The sequence below is a fragment of the Streptomyces sp. NPDC043996 genome (assembly GCF_056435225.1).
In genome coordinates this window covers 306,748-324,402 of record NZ_JBWKEY010000012.1, presented here as the reverse complement: position 1 = coordinate 324,402, position 17,655 = coordinate 306,748, and the positions used below count along the sequence as shown (strand labels likewise).

General features: G+C 70.8%; 16 protein-coding genes and 2 riboswitches. Of the genes, 10 read left to right on the top strand and 6 right to left on the bottom strand.

What is annotated here, in order from left to right; translation table 11 throughout:
- Positions 1–189 precede the first annotated feature (189 nt).
- The 4 genes from AC07A4_RS29710 to AC07A4_RS29695 all read left to right on the top strand — a co-directional run bounded on the left by AC07A4_RS29710 (position 190) and on the right by AC07A4_RS29695 (position 4,070).
- The gene (locus AC07A4_RS29710; protein ID WP_478604310.1) at positions 190–960 is read left to right on the top strand and encodes an enoyl-CoA hydratase/isomerase family protein; all 771 of its coding nucleotides are present in this window, start codon (positions 190–192) and stop codon (positions 958–960) included.
- Between the two features lie 264 nt (positions 961–1,224).
- The gene (locus tag AC07A4_RS29705; RefSeq protein ID WP_478604307.1) at positions 1,225–1,728 is read left to right on the top strand and encodes an ATP-binding protein; all 504 of its coding nucleotides are present in this window, start codon (positions 1,225–1,227) and stop codon (positions 1,726–1,728) included.
- Between the two features lie 384 nt (positions 1,729–2,112).
- Complete coding sequence (locus AC07A4_RS29700) at positions 2,113–2,874, top strand: polysaccharide deacetylase family protein (RefSeq protein WP_478604304.1); 762 nt, start codon at positions 2,113–2,115, stop codon at positions 2,872–2,874.
- Entirely contained in the window at positions 2,874–4,070 is a 1,197-nt protein-coding gene (locus tag AC07A4_RS29695) for a YncE family protein (RefSeq protein ID WP_478604301.1), read from the top strand. Before AC07A4_RS29700 ends, AC07A4_RS29695 begins: the two co-directional genes overlap by 1 nt.
- 24 nt (positions 4,071–4,094) lie before the next feature.
- Here the strand turns inward: AC07A4_RS29695 and AC07A4_RS29690 are convergent, their stop codons facing one another.
- Positions 4,095–4,310, bottom strand: coding sequence for an EF-hand domain-containing protein (locus AC07A4_RS29690; RefSeq protein ID WP_478604298.1), 216 nt, complete (start codon positions 4,308–4,310; stop codon positions 4,095–4,097).
- Positions 4,311–4,503: 193 nt separating this feature from the next.
- Here AC07A4_RS29690 and AC07A4_RS29685 point away from each other — a divergent pair, with 193 nt between their 5' ends.
- On the top strand, positions 4,504–6,900 hold the full coding sequence (locus AC07A4_RS29685) for a penicillin acylase family protein (protein WP_478604295.1): 2,397 nt from the start codon (positions 4,504–4,506) through the stop codon (positions 6,898–6,900).
- Here AC07A4_RS29685 and AC07A4_RS29680 read toward each other — a convergent pair.
- Positions 6,897–7,448 carry a glycoside hydrolase family 25 protein gene (locus AC07A4_RS29680; RefSeq protein ID WP_478604292.1) on the bottom strand — a complete coding sequence of 184 codons (552 nt, stop codon included), beginning with the start codon at positions 7,446–7,448 and terminating at the stop codon, positions 6,897–6,899. The two genes, AC07A4_RS29685 and AC07A4_RS29680, sit on opposite strands and share 4 nt — an antisense overlap.
- Positions 7,449–7,618: 170 nt before the next feature.
- On the opposite strand from AC07A4_RS29680, the gene AC07A4_RS29675 reads away from it, so the two are divergent.
- Positions 7,619–8,482, top strand: coding sequence for a phosphatidylinositol-specific phospholipase C (locus AC07A4_RS29675; protein ID WP_478604289.1), 864 nt, complete (start codon positions 7,619–7,621; stop codon positions 8,480–8,482).
- 121 nt (positions 8,483–8,603) lie between these two features.
- On the opposite strand, the gene AC07A4_RS29670 is transcribed toward AC07A4_RS29675, so the two are convergent.
- The 4 genes from AC07A4_RS29670 to gcvT form a co-directional block, all read right to left on the bottom strand.
- Entirely contained in the window at positions 8,604–9,974 is a 1,371-nt protein-coding gene (locus tag AC07A4_RS29670; RefSeq protein ID WP_478604286.1) for an L-serine ammonia-lyase, read from the bottom strand.
- 160 nt (positions 9,975–10,134) lie between these two features.
- The gene (gene glyA / locus AC07A4_RS29665) at positions 10,135–11,397 is read right to left on the bottom strand and encodes a serine hydroxymethyltransferase (RefSeq protein WP_478604284.1); all 1,263 of its coding nucleotides are present in this window, start codon (positions 11,395–11,397) and stop codon (positions 10,135–10,137) included.
- Between the two features lie 23 nt (positions 11,398–11,420).
- On the bottom strand, positions 11,421–11,798 hold the full coding sequence (gene gcvH, locus AC07A4_RS29660; protein WP_478604281.1) for a glycine cleavage system protein GcvH: 378 nt from the start codon (positions 11,796–11,798) through the stop codon (positions 11,421–11,423).
- 181 nt (positions 11,799–11,979) lie between these two features.
- Positions 11,980–13,113, bottom strand: coding sequence for a glycine cleavage system aminomethyltransferase GcvT (gene gcvT / locus AC07A4_RS29655; protein ID WP_478604278.1), 1,134 nt, complete (start codon positions 13,111–13,113; stop codon positions 11,980–11,982).
- A gap of 35 nt (positions 13,114–13,148) precedes the next feature.
- Positions 13,149–13,270, bottom strand: a riboswitch (glycine riboswitch).
- Positions 13,271–13,373: riboswitch (glycine riboswitch) on the bottom strand.
- A 141-nt stretch (positions 13,374–13,514) separates the two neighbouring features.
- Here gcvT and AC07A4_RS29650 point away from each other — a divergent pair.
- From AC07A4_RS29650 to AC07A4_RS29635, 4 genes are all read left to right on the top strand, one after another.
- Positions 13,515–14,264 carry an AAA family ATPase gene (locus AC07A4_RS29650; protein WP_478604359.1) on the top strand — a complete coding sequence of 250 codons (750 nt, stop codon included), beginning with the start codon at positions 13,515–13,517 and terminating at the stop codon, positions 14,262–14,264.
- Positions 14,265–14,322: 58 nt separating this feature from the next.
- Positions 14,323–15,108: an enhanced serine sensitivity protein SseB gene (locus AC07A4_RS29645; protein WP_478604356.1), complete on the top strand. Its 786-nt coding sequence runs from the start codon at positions 14,323–14,325 to the stop codon at positions 15,106–15,108.
- 325 nt (positions 15,109–15,433) lie between these two features.
- Positions 15,434–16,210 (top strand): enhanced serine sensitivity protein SseB C-terminal domain-containing protein, encoded by a 777-nt coding sequence (locus AC07A4_RS29640; protein WP_478604275.1) that lies wholly within the window; start codon positions 15,434–15,436, stop codon positions 16,208–16,210.
- Between the two features lie 379 nt (positions 16,211–16,589).
- Positions 16,590–17,594 (top strand): ABC transporter permease, encoded by a 1,005-nt coding sequence (locus tag AC07A4_RS29635; protein WP_478604272.1) that lies wholly within the window; start codon positions 16,590–16,592, stop codon positions 17,592–17,594.
- Positions 17,595–17,655 lie beyond the last annotated feature (61 nt).

Genomic DNA, 17,655 nt, shown 5'->3' with positions numbered 1-17,655 from the left:
CCACCAGGTACGACAAGACCGCCCAGTCCTACACAGCAGCCGTCACCCTCGCATCACTCCTGATGTGGGCGTGACACTTTGACGACAACTCCTAGGGCCCTGCTGCCGGCAGCGAGGCCTGGGGCCCTGCCGCCGGAAGGACCCAGCCCTTCGTTCCGGTCCGTGCGGGGCACCGCTAACGTGCCCCGCATGACAACTGTGCATCTCGAAGTCGCCGAGGGCGTCGCCACGGTCCGCCTCGACCGGCCCCCGATGAACGCCCTGGACATCGCGCTCCAGGACCGCCTGAAGGACCTCGCGGCCGAGGCGACCGACCGCGAGGACGTCCGCGCCGTCATCCTCTACGGCGGCGAGAAGGTGTTCGCGGCGGGCGCGGACATCAAGGAAATGCAGAACATGGACCACCCGGCCATGATCCGGCGCTCCCGGGCCCTGCAGGACGCCTTCACCGCGATCGCCCGCATCCCCAAGCCCGTCGTCGCCGCCGTCACCGGCTATGCCCTCGGCGGCGGCTGCGAGCTCGCCCTGTGCGCGGACTTCCGCATCGCCGCCGACAACGCCAAGCTCGGCCAGCCGGAGATCCTGCTCGGCCTGATCCCGGGCGCGGGCGGCACCCAGCGCCTGCCGCGCCTGGTCGGCCCGTCCAAGGCGAAGGACCTCATCTTCACCGGCCGCCAGGTCAGGGCCGACGAGGCGCTCGCCATCGGCCTGGTGGACCGCGTTGTGCCCGCCGCGGACGTGTACGCGGAGGCGCACGCGTGGGCCGCGCGGCTCGCCAAGGGACCGGCGCTCGCGCTGCGCGCCGCGAAGGAGTCGGTCGACCAGGGCCTGGAGGCGGACATCGACACCGGCCTCGCCGTGGAACGCACCTGGTTCGCCGGTCTGTTCGCCACGGAGGACCGCGAGCGCGGCATGCGCAGCTTCGTGGAGGACGGTCCCGGCAAGGCGAAGTTCCTCTGACTTCAGGCCAGTTGAGGACGCGTCAGCCAAAGTTTCCCCCGAAGGAGCGGTTTATCGCAGGCTTAAGAGAGCCTTAAGCCTGACGCCTGTGAGGCGCTCGGTGATCATCCATGAGCGAGAAGTCACCGCAGGTCAGCCGGGTTGCTTCGGCGGTCTAACTGCCCATGGCATATGACGTGCCAGCCCCCTGGAACGGGAGCTTCCGGGGGGCTTATTCCGTCGGAACGGCCCCAATGGGGTCCTGGGGCGGCCATGATGGGGGACATGGCGGGGCAGGAGGGTTTCGAACAGTCGCGGCGGCGCTCGGGCGCCACCGCGGCGCGCTGGTCTCCGGCGGTGGAGGACGAACACGGCCTGAAGGCGCTGGAGTTGTTCGGAAACCCGATCGACGCCGAGGTCCCGCTGCCCTCCCGCCCCGAGTCCGCGGCCATCGCCCGCCGCCTCGCCCAGGTCGTCGTCCTTCGCCACTGGGGCCTTTCGCCCAAGTTCACCGAGGACGTCGTGCTCCTCGTCTCCGAACTCGTCGGCAACGCGGTGCGGCACACCGGTGCCCGCGTTTTCGGCCTGCGCACGATGCGGCGGCGCGGCTGGATCCGGGTCGAGGTCCGCGACCCCTCGCGCGGGCTGCCCTGCCTGATGCCGGTCCAGGAGCTCGACATCAGCGGGCGCGGCCTGTTCCTGGTGGACAAGCTGGCCGACCGCTGGGGCGTGGACCTGCTGCCGCGCGGCAAGACGACGTGGTTCGAGATGCGGATCACCGACCGCTAGCGCTCGCGCCCCTCGCCTTCCTGAACGCCTCCGGGAACGCGAAAGCCCCCGGGGCCGTGGGTAGCGGCGCTGGCGGGGGCCTTCGAGCGGGGCCGGGACCGGTGTGGGTGGGGTCCGCGGCCCGTAAGGCGACGTAGCTCGGGTCAAAGAGGGTCGCTTCCCCGACTATGGCAGACGGGGGCCTCCGATCCAAAAGTCCCCAATCGGGCATTCACGGTCATACAGTGACAGTTTAAAGGTGAATCCTTGGTGAGATAGAGCACTCGCCTTGTAAACGATGGTTAAACGGCACCTGTGAGGGGCTATCCCGAGCCCGCACCAAGCCCCTTGGTCTGGACCGCGCCCCATGTCAATCAGCGGCTTTCGGGCGCCGCCGCCCTATAAATGGGTCGCGTGACTTCGACCGACCGGCGCGGCGCGCTGCGCATCGGCACGGGCCTCGCCCTCATCCCCCTCGCGGGCTGCGCCACGGCGGGGGACCGCGCCCCGCGCCCCGCGCGAGAGCCGCACCGGGCACCGGCCCCGGGCCCCCGCGCCTTCCCCGGCCTGCCCGTCCAGATCGCGCACAGCCCGCGCGGCCGCCGCGAGGTCGCGCTCACCTTCCACGGCCAGGGCGACCCCGCCACCGCCCGCGCGCTGCTCGCCGAGGCGGAGCGGGCGGGCGCCCGCGTCACCGTCCTCGCCGTCGGCACCTGGCTCGACGAGCACCCCCGCCTCGCCCGCCGCGTCCTCGACGGCGGCCACGACCTCGGCAACCACACCCTGAACCACCGCGCCATCAACGCGCTCACCGCGGCCGAGGCCCGCGCCGAGATCACCGGCTGCGCGGACCGCCTGCGCCGCCTCACCGGCGGCATCGGCAGCTGGTTCCGCCCCTCGCGGGCCGTGCGCGCCACCCCGCTCGTGGCCCGCGTCGCCCGCCGCGCGGGCTACCCCCACGTCCTCTCGTACGACGTCGACTCCCTCGACTTCACCTCACCCGGCGCCCCGGCCATCACCCGCAAGGTCGCCGCGGAGGTGCGTGCGGGCTCGCTGGTGAGCCTGCACTTCGGGTACGCGGACACCGTCGCCGCGCTCCCCGCCGTCCTGGAAGAACTGCACCGCCGCGGCCTGCGCGCCGTCACGACCACGGAGCTGCTCACCTGATGCCGAACCCGAAACCGACCACGCGCGCCGCGGCCCTGCTCGCCGCCACCGCCGCCACCGCCGTCATGGCCGCCCTCGCGGGCTGCGGCACCGAACGCGCCGACCGCCAGGACAAGGCGCTCACGACCAAGGCGCCCGCCAAGCCCGCGGGGCCGAAGAAGATCTACGGCCTGCCCGGGATGCCGCCCGTCCTCGACCCCAAGGACGTCTACGCCGCCGACCGCCCCAACAAGCTCTCCCCGGTGGTCAAGGACTTCCCGTCCCGGGTCTACGTCCCCAACACCAACTCCAACACCGTCTCCGTCATCGACCCCACGACGTACAAGGTGATCGACACGATCCCCGTCGGCGTCCAGCCCCAGCACGTCGTGCCCTCCTGGGACATGAAGACGCTCTGGGTGAACAACAACCGCGGCCACACCCTCACGCCCATCAACCCCAAGACGGGCAAGGCGGGCAAGCCGGTCGAGGTCCACGACCCGTACAACCTCTACTTCACGCCCAACGGCAAGTACGCGGTCGTGATGGCCTCGCTCGACCGGGAGCTCGTCTTCCGCGACCCGCACACCATGAAGCGCGTCAAGACCGAGCCGGTCAGCTGCTACGGCGTCAACCACGCCGACTTCTCCCTCGACGGGCGCTACTTCATCGTGTCCTGCGAGTTCTCCGGCGAGTTGCTCAAGGTCGACACCGAGCGGATGGAGGTCGTCGGCCAGCAGAAACTGCCCTTCAAGGGCGCCATGCCGCAGGACGTGAAGATGTCCCCCGACGGCAAGAGGTTCTACGTCGCCGACATGATGGCCGACGGCATGTGGGTCCTCGACGGCGACACCTTCGGCAAGCCCAAGCTGCTGCCGACGGGCAAGGGCTGCCACGGCCTGTACGTCAGCCGCGACTCCCGCGAGATGTACGTGTCGAACCGGGGCGAGGGCACGGTGTCGGTGTTCGACTTCACCCGGGACAAGCTCACGAAGAAGTGGCGCCTGCCCGACGGCGGGAGCCCCGACATGGGCGGCGTCTCAGCGGACGGCAACACGCTGTGGCTCTCCGGCCGGTACGACTCCGAGGTCTACGCGATCGACACCCGCACCGGCGTCCAGGTCGCCCGCGTCCCCGTGGGCGGCGGCCCGCACGGCCTGGCCGTGTACCCACAGCCAGGCCGCTACTCACTGGGGCACACCGGCATCTTCCGCTGAGCGGAGGCGGACGACGTGCGGGGCTCAGGCCTTGTTCAGGCTGGCCCAGAACTCCTCGAAGGAGAGCAGCTTGTCCCCGTTCGCGTCCTTGGTCTTGATGATGGCCTCGGCCACCGACTCGGTGACGTTCCAGTCCCCCATCTGCGCCATGGCGGTCTTGTACTCGGCCGCCGTGATGTAGCCGTCGCCGTCCGCGTCGAACCGGTCGAACTGCTTGCGTGCTTCCTCGATGTCCGCCACCGGGTCCGCCCCTCTTCTACGTGCTGTATTGACGGGGCCAGGGTAACGGCTGGCCCCGCCGCACCCGTCCGCTAGGGGTGAGTTAGGGGAGGCGCCCGCCACCTGCCGCGGGGTAGCTTCCCGGCGGCGCGACGTGCCGCCCCGCTGGCGCGTTCCGCCTCCGCTCCTCGCCCCACGGAAGGTGCAGGCTGAGATGAGAACGCGCGTCAAGATACTGGGAGCCGTGGTCGCCGTCTCGGCGCCCCTAGTGGTGCCGCTGCCGGCCACGGCCGAGAGCCCGGAGCGCACCTACGCGGTACCGGGCCTGGAGAAACCGGTGTCCATGACGGTCGACACCTGGGGCGTGCCGCACATCTCCGCGTCCAGCACGGGCGATCTGTTCCAGGCGCAGGGCTTCAACGCCGCGCGGGACCGGCTCTTCCAGATGGACACCTGGCGCCGCGGCGGACTCGGCGAGCTCAGCGAGGTGCTCGGCGAGAGCTATGTGGAGCGCGACCGGGCCGCGCGCCTCTTCCTCTACCGCGGTGACATGGACAAGGAGTGGGCGAGCTACGGCCCGCGGGCCAAGGAGATCGCGACGCGCTTCGCGGCCGGTGTGAACGCGTACGTCGACTGGCTGGGGAAGAACCCGGACGCGGTGCCCGAGGAGTTCCGCGAGCTGGGCTACAAGCCCGCGCGCTGGAAGCCCGAGGACCTGGTGCGGATCCGCACCCATGGCCTGGTCAGCAACGTCACCAAGGAGGTGACCCGGGCGAAGCTGCTGTGCCTCGGCGGGCCGGACGCGGGCAGGTACCTCTCCAAGCTCGAACCGAGGCACGAGACCCGGGTTCCGGACGGACTCGACCCGTGCTCGCTCCCGGGCGACGTCCTTGCCACCTACCAGCTCGCCACGGCGCCGGTCTCCTTCCGCGACGGCAGGATGAGGACCGAGCCCAAGGAGCTCTCGGCGCTGCGGGAGGCGGCGACCGGAAGCAACGCGTGGGCCCTCGCGCCGGAACGCACCTCGACCGGCAGGCCCGTCCTCGCGGGCGACCCGCACCGGGCGAGCTACGCGATCCCGTCGAACCGGTACCTCACCCATCTCTCGGCCCCCGGCCTCGACATCATCGGCGCGGGCGAGCCCTGGAACCCCGGCGTCAGCATGGGCCACAACGGCAAGGCCGCGTTCGCGCTGACCAACCTGGCCGTGGACCAGTCGGACCTCTACGTGTACGACCTCAAGCCGGGGGACCCCACCAAGTACCGCTACCGCGGCGGCTGGGCGGCGATGGAGAACGTCGAGGAGGACATCCCGGTGGCCGGAGGGGGCACGCGGACGTCTTCGCTGTCCTTCACGCGGCACGGCCCGGTCGTCAAGGTCGACAAGGAGAAGAACAAGGCGTACGCGGTGCGCACGGTCTGGACGCAGCCGGGCACCTCGGCCTACCTGGGCAGCCTCGGCTTCCAGACGGCGGACCGCTTCGAGACGTTCGCCAAGGCCGCGCGCACCTGGAAGGCGCCCGGCTCCAACCTCCTGTACGCGGACAAGAAGGGCGACATCGGCTGGGTGCCAGGGGCGCTCGCGCCCCAGCGCCAGGGCAAGGGCTATGACGGGCTGCTGCCGGTCCCCGGCGACGGGCGCTACGAGTGGACCGGCTTCAAGGACAGCGGCGGCTTTCCCAGGGAACGCAACCCGAAGGCCGGGTTCCTCTCCTCCGCCAACGAGTACAACTTCCCCGAAGGCGCTGAGCCCCTCGGCTACGAGTGGGCGGAGCGCTACCGCAAGGACCGGATCGACGAGGTCCTCTCCGGGCGGCGGGAGCACTCCGTCAAGGACACCACGGACCTCCAGAACGACGTGACGTCACGGGCGGCCACCGAGATCCTGCCGTACCTCAAGGGCCTTCAGTCCCCGGACCCGACGACGCGGAAGGCCCTGGACCTGCTGCGCGGCTACGACGGCGTCGCGAGCGAGGACTCCGCGGCGGCCGTCCTGTTCGAGACCTGGATCACCAACGCGCTCTACCCGGCGTGGGCCCGGGCGATGCTGCCCAAGGCGGCCGCGGACCAGCTGACCCAGTCCAGGCTCATCCATGACTTCCGCGTCGTGACCGACTCCTTCGCCGAGCCGGATGACTGGTTCGGCCGGGGCGGCGCCCAGGCGCGCGACAAGCTGATCCTCGACACCCTGCCCACGGCGTACGACGAGGTCAGCGGGCACCTGGGCGCGGACCCCGGCAAGTGGAGCTGGGGCGCGGCGCACGTGCAGCTCTTCCAGCACCCGCTCGGCGGCCCGAACGTCGGCCCCATCCCGATGGGCGGCACGTCCCACACCGTCCGCGTGTCCACGTACCTGCCGAGTGTCTTCCCCCGGTTCCAGCTCGTGGGGCCGACCTTCAAGATGGCCCTCGACGTCGGCTCCTGGGACGACTCGCGCGCCATCAACGCGCCCGGCCAGTCCGGGGACCAGCGCAGCCCGCACTACCGCGACCTCGCCGGGAAGTGGGGCGCGGGCACGTACTTCCCGCTGCTCTACAGCCGGTCGGCGATCGAGAAGCACGCGGCGGTCAGGATCACCCTCACCCCGGCCCCGGCCCCGGCCGGGCGTTAGGGCGTGGCCCAGTCCCGCATCGCGTCCTCGTCGGGGAAGTCCGCCACGTTCTTGTCCAGCGGTGTGGACGTGTGCTGGTGGATGCGCCAGTCGGCGCGGATGCGGGGCTTGCCCGCCGCCACGTAGTCGGCGATCCAGAGGCCGTCGCCCGCGTAGGACGTCGTGTCCCGGTTCAGCCAGAAGTCGCGGTTGCAGTACAGGATCGTCCGGTGGTTCGGGCGCAGTCGTTTGACCTCCCTGATGAACCGGTCCTTCTCCGCGTTCGTCGCCGCGGTGTGGTCGCCCGTCCACTCCCAGTCCACGGCCAGGAAGTCCCCGGCCTTCTCCGGGGCCTTGCTCACGAAGTACTCGGCCTGGGCCGTGATGTTCCCCGGCCACAGGAAGTGGTAGAAGCCGACGACGCAGCCGCCGTCACGGGCGAGCTTGGTCTGGGCGCTCAGACGCGGGTTGATGTACGAACGGCCCTCCGTCGCCTTGATGACGACGAACGAGAGGCCTTCGGTGGAGAAGGACGACTGGTGCGAGCTGACGTCGATGCCACGGAGCATGCGCGGGTCTCCAAGGGGTGGGGGAGGAGTGGGCGCGGGGGGCGGCAGTGGGGGGTTCCCCGCATCGGTGAACGGTGAACTGCTGACTGTGCAGTGACCGTTCCCACCGTCAGGTGTTCCCACCCATACTGAGGGCCCTTCCCACGCCCCCCACACCCACGGGAACCCATATGGCCCTCAGCCGTCGCGCCTTCCTCACCGCCACCACGGCAGCCGCACTGGTGTCCACCGTCCCCCGGGCCACCGCCCGCGCCCTCGACGTACAGAACTGGATGGCGGGCATCGACGCCGCGACGCCCTTGCCGCGCCTGACGATTCCGGGCACGCACGACTCCGGGGCCCGCTTCGGCGGGTGGTGGGTGGAGTGCCAGAACACCACGCTGCCCCAGCAACTCGCCTCCGGCATACGGTTCCTGGACATCCGCTGCCGCGCCTTCGAGGGATCGTTCACGATCCACCACGGGGCCTTCTACCAGAACCTGAACTTCGACGACGTGCTCACCGCGTGCCGCGACTTCCTGCGCGGGCGCCCGTCGGAAACCGTGCTCATGCGGGTCAAGCAGGAGTACTCGCAGGAGAGCGACACCGCCTTCCGGGCGGTCTTCGACGACTACCTCGACCGGCGCGGCTGGCGCTCGCTCTTCCACATCGGGGACGTCTGGCCGCGCCTCGGGGACGTGCGCGGGCGCGTCGTACTCATCGCCGACAACGGCGGACTCCCGGGCGGCATCCGCTGGGGCGACGGCGGCGTCTTCGACATCCAGGACGACTGGAACGCCGCCCCCGGCGCCAAGTACCCCAAGATCGAGGCCCACTTCAGGAAGGCGGCAAGCCAGCCGGGCAAGCAGTACGTCAACTTCGTCTCCACCGCGGCCGCGCTGCCGCCGCGCTGGAACTCCGACGACCTGAACCCCCGGGTGCACACCCTGATCGACAGCGCGGAGGGCCGCCCCTGGCGCGGGCTCGGAATAGTCCCGATGGACTATCCGAACACGCGCTCAGGTTTGGTGGAGTCACTGATCGCCCACAACTGAACAGCGCCCCGAAGCCAGCGGCGAGGGGAGCGCCCCGAAGGGGCGCGGGGCTGTGTCGATTGGCGGCTCCGCCGCGTGGGCGCGCCCAGCCACGGACGGCCCGCAGATCCACACGAAACGCTCAGCACTCGATGATGTTCACCGCGAGGCCACCCCGCGCAGTCTCCTTGTACTTCACGCTCATGTCCGCGCCGGTCTCCTTCATGGTCTTGATGACCTTGTCGAGGGACACCTTGTGGGAGCCGTCGCCCCGCATGGCCATGCGCGCGGCGGTCACGGCCTTCACCGCGGCCATGCCGTTGCGCTCGATGCACGGGATCTGCACGAGGCCGCCGACCGGGTCGCAGGTCAGGCCCAGGTTGTGCTCCATGCCGATCTCGGCGGCGTTCTCCACCTGCTCGGGGGAGCCGCCGAGGACCTCGGCGAGGGCGCCCGCCGCCATGGAGCAGGCCGAGCCGACCTCGCCCTGGCAGCCGACCTCGGCGCCGGAGATGGAGGCGTTCTCCTTGAAGAGCATGCCGATGGCCCCGGCGGCGAGCAGGAAGCGCACGACGCCCTCGTCGTCGGCGCCGGGGACGAAGTTCATGTAGTAGTGCAGGACCGCGGGGATGATCCCGGCGGCGCCGTTCGTGGGGGCGGTCACGACGCGGCCGCCCGCCGCGTTCTCCTCGTTCACCGCCATCGCGTAGAGCGTGATCCACTCCATGGCGCGGGCCTGCGGGTCGCCCTCGGCGCGCAGCTGGCGCGCGGAGTGCGCGGCGCGGCGGCGGACCTTCAGGCCGCCGGGCAGGATGCCCTCGCGGGACATGCCGCGCGAGACGCAGGCCTGCATGACGCGCCAGATCTCGAGGAGGCCCTCGCGGATCTCGGCCTCGGAGCGCCAGGCCTTCTCGTTCTCCAGCATCATCGCGGAGATGGACAGGCCGGTCTCGGCGGAGAGGCGAAGCAGCTCGTCGCCGGTGCGGAAGGGATACTTCAGGACCGTGTCGTCGGGGACGATCGGGCTCTGGCCCTCCACCGCGTCCTCGTCGACGACGAAGCCGCCGCCTACCGAGTAGTAGGTCTTCTCCAGGACGAGGGCGCCCTCAGCGTCGTACGCGAAGATCGTCATGCCGTTGGCGTGGTACGGCAGGGCCTTGCGGCGGTGCAGGACCAGGTCCTCGTCGAAGTCGAAGCCGATCTCGTGCACGCCGAGGACGTTCAGGCGGCTTGACGCCTTGATCTCCTCGACGCGGTCGTCGGCGCCCTCCACGTCCACGGTCCGGGGCGACTCGCCCTCCAGGCCGAGCAGGACGGCCTTCGGGGTGCCGTGCCCGTGGCCGGTGGCGCCGAGCGAGCCGTACAGCTCGGCCCGTATGGCGTGGGTGTGGGCCAGCAGGCCCTCGTTCTTCAGGCGCCGGGCGAACATGCGCGCCGCACGCATCGGGCCGACCGTGTGGGAGCTGGACGGGCCGATGCCGATCGAGAACAGGTCGAAGACCGAGATGGCCACGAGAGAACTCCAATGGTGGGTGGTAGACGCCGTTGTCTGCCGGGTCGTGCGGAAGGCGGTGTCGGGTGGTGGGGCACGTGGTGCGGGGCACCGCGCACACCGTCCTCATGTCCAGTGTGCGCGGTGCCCCGGAAGTCCGTACCAATAAAAGCGTACGAAACTACTTCAGGCCGGCGTACAGGGGGTGCTTCGCGGCCAGAGCGGACACCCGGGCCTTGAGGGCCTCGGCGTCGTAGCCCGGCTTCAGGGCCTCGGCGATGATGTCCGACACCTCGCGGAAGTCCTCGGCCGCGAAGCCGCGGGTGGCGAGGGCGGGCGTGCCGATGCGCAGGCCCGAGGTGACCATCGGCGGGCGCGGGTCGTTCGGGATCGCGTTGCGGTTGACCGTGATGCCGACCTCGTGGAGGCGGTCCTCGGCCTGCTGGCCGTCGAGCTCGGAGTGGCGCAGGTCCACCAGGACCAGGTGCACGTCCGTACCGCCGGACAGGACGGCGACGCCGTGCTCCTTGACGTCGTCCTGGACCAGGCGCTCGGCGAGGATCCGGGCGCCCTCCAGGGTGCGCTCCTGGCGCTCCTTGAACTCGTCCGAGGCCGCCACCTTGAAGGAGACCGCCTTGGCCGCGATCACGTGCTCCAGGGGGCCGCCCTGGAAGCCGGGGAAGACCGCGGAGTTCAGCTTCTTCGCGAAGTCCTTGTTCCGGGCCAGGATGATGCCGCCGCGCGGGCCGCCGAGCGTCTTGTGCGTGGTGGAGGTGACCACGTCCGCGAACGGCACCGGGTTCGGGTGCAGGCCCGCGGCGACGAGACCGGCGAAGTGCGCCATGTCGACCCACAGCTTCGCGCCGACCTCGTCGGCGATCCGGCGGAACTCGGCGAAGTCCAGCTGGCGCGGGTAGGCGGACCAGCCCGCGATGATCACCTTGGGGCTGTTCTCCTTGGCCAGGCGCTCGACCTCGGCCATGTCGACGAGCCCGGCCTCGTCCACGTGGTACGCGACCACGTTGAACTGCTTGCCGGAGAAGTTCAGGCGCATGCCGTGGGTGAGGTGGCCGCCGTGCGCCAGGTCCAGGCCGAGGATCGTGTCGCCGGGCTGGGCGATCGCGAAGAGGGCGGCCTGGTTGGCGGAGGCGCCGGAGTGCGGCTGGACGTTGGCGTACTCGGCGCCGAACAGGTCCTTGACCCGGTCGATCGCGATCTGCTCGGTCACGTCCACGTGCTCGCAGCCGCCGTAGTAGCGGCGGCCCGGGTAGCCCTCGGCGTACTTGTTGGTGAGGACGGTGCCCTGGGCCTCCATGACGGCCACCGGAGCGAAGTTCTCCGAGGCGATCATCTCGAGGGTGGACTGCTGGCGGTCCAGCTCGGCGTCGACGGCGGCGGCGACGTCGGGGTCGAGCTCGTGGAGGGGGGTGTTGAGAAGCGACATCACACGATCCCTATCGGTATGGGTCAGCCGGCGGTGAAGGCGGTGTACTCATCGGCGGAGAGCAGCTCGTCCGGCTCGTCCGTGATGCGCACCTTGAACAGCCAACCGCCCTCGAACGGGGCGGAGTTGACCAGCGACGGGTCGTTCACGACGTCCTGGTTGGCGGCGACGACCTCGCCGTTCACCGGGGCGTAGAGGTCGCTGACCGACTTGGTCGACTCCAGTTCGCCACAGGACTCGCCCGCGGTCACCGTGTCGCCGACCTCGGGGAGCTGGGCGAAGACGACGTCACCGAGCGCGTTGGCCGCGTGCTCGGTGATGCCGACCGTCGCCACGCCGTCCTCGGCGGCCGACAGCCACTCGTGCTCCTTGCTGTAACGCAGCTGCTGGGGGTTGCTCATGGCGTGAATTCTCCTGTACGCGGGCGAGTGCTGATGCACGTGGGGACGAGCAGTCTTACGGAATGAGACGCAGTGCGACGTAATGAGACGGAACGCGACTGTTTGTGGTGAAGCGGGTGCGAGGGGCGTACGAGCGCGGTGCGCGCTCCGTACGCCGTGTCACCGCCGTGTCACCGCCGGGTCACTTCTGGCGCTTGTAGAACGGCAGCGCCACGACCTCGTACGGCTCGTGGGTGCCGCGGATGTCCACGCCGACCCCGGCGGTGCCGGGAGCCGCGTGCGAGGGGTCCACATAGGCCATGGCGATCGGCTTGCCCAGGGTCGGCGACGGGGCGCCGGAGGTGACCTCGCCGATGACCTCGCCGTCCGCCACCACGGCCATGCCCGCGCGCGGCACCCGGCGGCCCTCGGCGACCAGGCCGACGAGCTTGCGCGGGGGCGCGGTCTCGGCCCGCTCGGCCGCGCTGGCCAGGGCGTCGTGGCCCACGAAGTCCTTCCCGTGCGAGGTCTTGTCGAACTTCACCACCCGGCCCAGGCCCGCGTCGAACGGCGTGAGCGAGGTCGACAGCTCGTTGCCGTACAGCGGCATGCCCGCCTCCAGGCGCAGCGTGTCGCGGCAGGACAGGCCGCACGGGGTGAGCCCGACCGGGGCGCCGGCCTCGGTCAGCGCCCGCCACAGCCGCTCGGCGTGCTCGGGCGCCACGAACAGCTCGAAGCCGTCCTCGCCGGTGTAGCCGGTGCGGGCGATCAGGGCGGGGACCTTCGCGACGGTGCCGGGCAGGCCCGCGTAGTACTTCAGTCCTTCCAGGTCGGCGTCCGTGACTGACTTCAGGATTCCGGGGGACTCGGGGCCCTGGACGGCGATCAGGGCGTAGGCGTCGCGGTCGTCGCGGACCGTGGCGGCGAAGCCGGAGGACCGCTCGGTGAGGGCGTCGAGGACGGTCTGGGCGTTGGAGGCGTTGGCCACGACCATGTACTCGGTGTCGGCCAGGCGGTAGACGATCAGGTCGTCCAGGATGCCGCCGTCCGCCTGACAGATCATGGTGTACCGGGCGCGGCCCACGGCCACCGAGCCGATGTTGCCGACGAGCGCGAAGTTCAGCAGGTCACCGGCCTCATCGCCGGTGACGGTGATCTCGCCCATGTGGGAGAGGTCGAAGAGACCGGCCTTGGTGCGCACGGCGTTGTGCTCGTCGCGCTCGCTGCCGTACCGCAGGGGCATGTCCCAGCCCGCGAAGTCGGTCATGGTGGCGCCCAGCGAGCGGTGCAGGGCGTCGAGGGCGGTCTGACGTGGGGCGTTCGCGGTCTGACTCATCAGTACTGGCTCCAAGGCATGACGGGCGAGGTCGTTCCTCCCCATCTGTCATAAACCTGAGAGGTTCACCACGCCCCACGCGTATAACGGGGCATGACTTGCACCTTGGGTGGAGCCGCCTCGTCGACCGGAGGCAGGGCCCGCTTTTCAGATGTGCCTCGCCCGCGCGGTACGGGGCCTGAGAGATTCAAGGGAGGGACTTGCTCCTTCGGCGCCCCGCGACGCCGCAGCGTCACCAGGGACTCTCCCGCGCGGATTCAAGCGGCCGGTATGGAGTTGGCGCGCACATCATTGCACGCGCCCCCGCTTCGCAACAGCAGCAACCTGGTAACGCCCGCGCAGGGTATTACCTCCTCTTTACACTCGACGGAGAAGTACTGGGGATGAGTGACGTGACCAGCATGGGGAGGCCGATCACGGTGCGCAGGAGCAGTGCTTGCGTGACGACCACGGGTGTCGCGCTGCCCGGCGAGGGCGGTGCGCTGCCGGGGCAGCCGGGAGAGGGCGTCGCGCTGCCCGCGCAGCCGGGCACCACGGCCCGCGCCAGCCTCGGGTACTACCCGCGGCCCGTCGTCCGCGACCTCAGGGAGCGCTCCGGGTGCGGCCCGCGCCGCCTGGTGTTCGCCGCCGCCGACGTGGTCGTCGTCTCCGGTCTTCCCGGCAGCGGCAAGTCCACGTTGATCGCGAGCGCGGTGGCGGGGCCGCGCGTGGACTCCCAGGACACCCGCGACCGCTGGGCCGCCCGCATGCCCCGGCGCCTGCCGTACGCGCTCTACCGCCCCCTGGTCCGCCTCGCCCACTACGCGGGCCTGCGCCGGGCCCTGCGCGCGGGCACCGGCGTCGTCGTGCACGACTGCGGCACCCAGCCGTGGGTGCGCCGCTGGCTGGCCCGCGCCGCGGCCCGCCGTGGCGCCACCCTGCACCTGCTGCTCCTCGACGTACCGGCCCCCATGGCGCTCGCGGGCCAGCGCGAGCGCGGCCGCGGCGTGTCCCGGTACGCCTTCGCGCGGCACCGCAGGACGGTGGGCCGCCTGGTGCGCGCCGCCGAGCGCGGGGACCTGCCGCGCGGCTGCGGCTCCGCGGTCCTGCTCGACCGGGAGGCTGCGGGGGCGCTGCGGGAGATCGGGTTCGGGGGCCGGGGCGGGGTCTGAGCCCGGCGGCGTTAGGGTCGGGCCGCAGGACAGCACGCAGAGCATGGGGTCGACACAGATGGACTTTCCGGGGGACGTTCCGGCGCAGGCACACGCCCACCCTTACGGCGGCTGGCCCGCCAACGAACTCGAAGAGGTGCTCGCCGCCTCGCTCGGCGCCCCGCCGTCGGACGCGGTCGGGGCCCGGATCGTCGAGGCGCTCGGCCGCGCCCACATCTGGATCCCGCTGCCGAACGGGGGCGGGCCCGACAGCGGCACGCTCGACCTGCCGACGCTGGAGCTCGACGGCCAGGCCTATGTGCCCGTCTTCACCTCCGAGCAGCAGTTCCAGCAGGTCACCGGGGGGACGATGAGCTGCACGGTGGCGCCCGCGGTGGAGTTCGCCCGCGGGCTCCAGCCGGAGCTCGGGATCGCCCTGAACCCGGAGGGCACGGTCGGCGCGCCGCTGCCGCCCGCCGCGGTGGCCGCGCTGTGCCAGGTGGGGCGCACGGAGCTGGACGGGCCTGTGAGCGGGGGCCGGGTGCGGCTCTATGAACCGGACTGGCAGGACGACCCGGTGGACTTCCTCTCCGCGGCCTCGCGGGAGTTCGCGGCGGTGGGCGTGGTCCTCAGCGCCCGGCGCTGCCTCGCCGTGGTCGAGGACGAGGCGCCGACCCTGTTCGTCGGCGTCGAACTCTCCTCCTGGGAGGGCGACGCCCGAGACCTGCCCATGCGCGCCCTGGGCCAGGCCCTGGCCGACACCCCCGTCCCCTGGCCCGTGAACCTGGTCCTCCTGGACGTGGCCCAGGACCCGGTGGCCGACTGGATGCGCCAACGGCTCCGCCCGTTCTACAGCCCCCACTGACCCCCCTGCCGGGTGCGCCCCCGATCGGCCTGCGGCCTCGTCCTCAAACGCCGGACGGGCTGAATCTTCGCGCTTCGCGCTCGTCCTCAATCGCCGGACGGGCTCAATACCTGCCGGTTGCGGCGAGGAGTTTCAGCCCGTCCGGCGTTTGAGGACGAGGCGCGGAGCGCCAATTGCTGTTGAGCGGGGGAACGGGGGCAGCAGCCCCCGGTTCGGGAAGGGGCGGGCCTGGGGCGCCCCGCGAGGGCGCACCCCGCGCTTAAGCTGGGGGCATCACACGGTCGGCACACGGCCGTGCAGGCATGTCGCGAAGGGGCGGTTACGGGTGAGCGCGTCGGGCACGGCTGCGGCCGGAAAGGTCGAGCACATGCTGCGCCAGGTGACGCCGGGGCGCTATGACGCGTACGAGGCACTCCTGCACGCCCTCGCCGACGACAAGGTCTGGATGCTGCTCTGGCACGGCCAGGCCGGATCCCCGGACGCCCAGTACGGAAACATGGAGGTGGAGGGGTACGGCTACGCCCCGTGCGTGACCTCCGCCCAGGAGCTCTCCGCCAGCGGCTGGAACCGCGGCTACGAGGTCGTCGGCGGCCTCGACGTCGCCCGCGCCCTCTTCCCCGACCACTACGGCCTCTGGCTCAACCCGCACGCTCCCGGCGGCGGCGTCGGCGTGCCCTGGCTGGACCTGCGCCGCATCGCCAGCGGCCTCGACACGCAGCCCGCGGGCCCGCTGCGGCTGACCGACCCGGCCATTGAACTCCCGCAGTTCTACGCGTTGTTGACCCAGAACGCGCACCGCACCCCGGCGGTCCGCGCGCTGCGCCGCGCCTGGGTGCAGCCCGCGTACGGAGCCCCGTACCTGGCCATCGGTCTGGATGTGTACGACACCTCGCCCGCGTCCGTCGACTCGGTGCGCGCGATGATGCGGCAGTCGATCGGCGCGGTGCCCGAGGGGCTGCCCGTGTCGACCGTCGCGATGGGCGATCCGCACGACCCGGTCGCGCTGTGGCTGCGCGCGAACGCCCGCCCGTTCTACGACCGCGGCGCCCAGGCGTCCGCGGCGCCCGCCGCCGGCGGGTACGGATATCCCGCCTCGTACTGAGCGCATCGGTCGAAACCGCCACCAATCCCGGCGCAGTGATCCGGACAATGGCCGGATGCCAACCGGCGTCACCCTGCTGATCAGCGCCGATGTGCGTGATGTCCCCCTCTGGTGCGGGAGTGCCCGTATGGGCGCCTGTGGCGCCTTGGCCCCCAACTGCCCCGCGTTCGCCCGGCGTTCCGTCACGTCCGGATAACGGAACACCTCGATCAGCATCACGGTTGCGCATCCATTCCCCGACAAGGCTGGTAACAGATCACAACCCCGTTGAAGACTCCCGCTCCAAGGGGCCTTCGCCCCTGTGTACGACGGACTGATCACGTCGCTACAGCGGCAAGTGCGGGCCGGTCACCGCCGGTTGAGAGGGGTCCCTGCCACGATGACGGCGCCAATGCATGACACACCTGCGGAAGCGAAACCTCCTGAGGACGTCGCCCCCGCAGCTGGTGCAGGGGTGAAGAAGGTCGAGGGTCGGTCCCTCAAGCAGATCGCCTGGAACCGGCTGAAGCGCGACAAGGTCGCCCTCGCGGGCGGCATCACGGTGCTCGTCCTGGTCCTCGTGGCCGTGTTCGCGCCCCTGATCGTCAGCCTTCTCGGACACCCGCCGAACGACTTCCACCAGGAGAAGCTGGACCCGCTGACGAACCTGCCCACGGGCTCGTTCGGCGGCGTGAGCAGCGACTACCTCTTCGGAGTCGAGCCCAACAAGGGCCGCGACGTATTCAGCCGCATCGTCTACGGCGCCCGCATCTCGCTGCTCGTGGCCTTCCTCGCCGCGATCGTCGCCGTGGTGCTCGGCACGCTCTTCGGGATCATCGCCGGTTACTTCGGCGGCTGGGTCGACGCCCTGATCAGCCGGGTGATGGACGTGCTGCTCTCCTTCCCGCAGCTGCTCTTCATCATCTCCCTGGTCTCGGTGCTCCCCGACGACTTCCTCGGCCTGGAGGGGACGAGCGTGCGCGTCGCGATCCTCGTCCTGGTGATCGGCTTCTTCGGCTGGCCGTACATCGGGCGCATCGTGCGCGGCCAGACGCTCTCGCTCAGGGAGCGCGAGTACGTGGAGGCCGCCAAGAGCCTCGGCGGCGGCCGGCGCCACATCCTGTTCCGTGAACTCCTGCCGAACCTCGTGGCCCCCATCACCGTCTACGCGACGCTGATGATCCCCACGAACATCCTCACGGAGGCCGCGCTCAGCTTCCTGGGCGCGGGTGTCAAGCCGCCGACCGCCTCCTGGGGAGGCATGCTGCGCGACGCCCTCGAAACCTATGAGCACGACCCGATGTTCATGGTCTTCCCGGGCGTGACGATCTTCATCACGGTGCTCGCCTTCAACCTCTTCGGGGACGGTCTGCGCGACGCGCTCGACCCCAAGGGAACCCGTTAGCAGTCCCGACTGACTTGCCCCTGCCGCTGGTCAGGTGGCTCTTTCCATGGTTCTTCGGCAG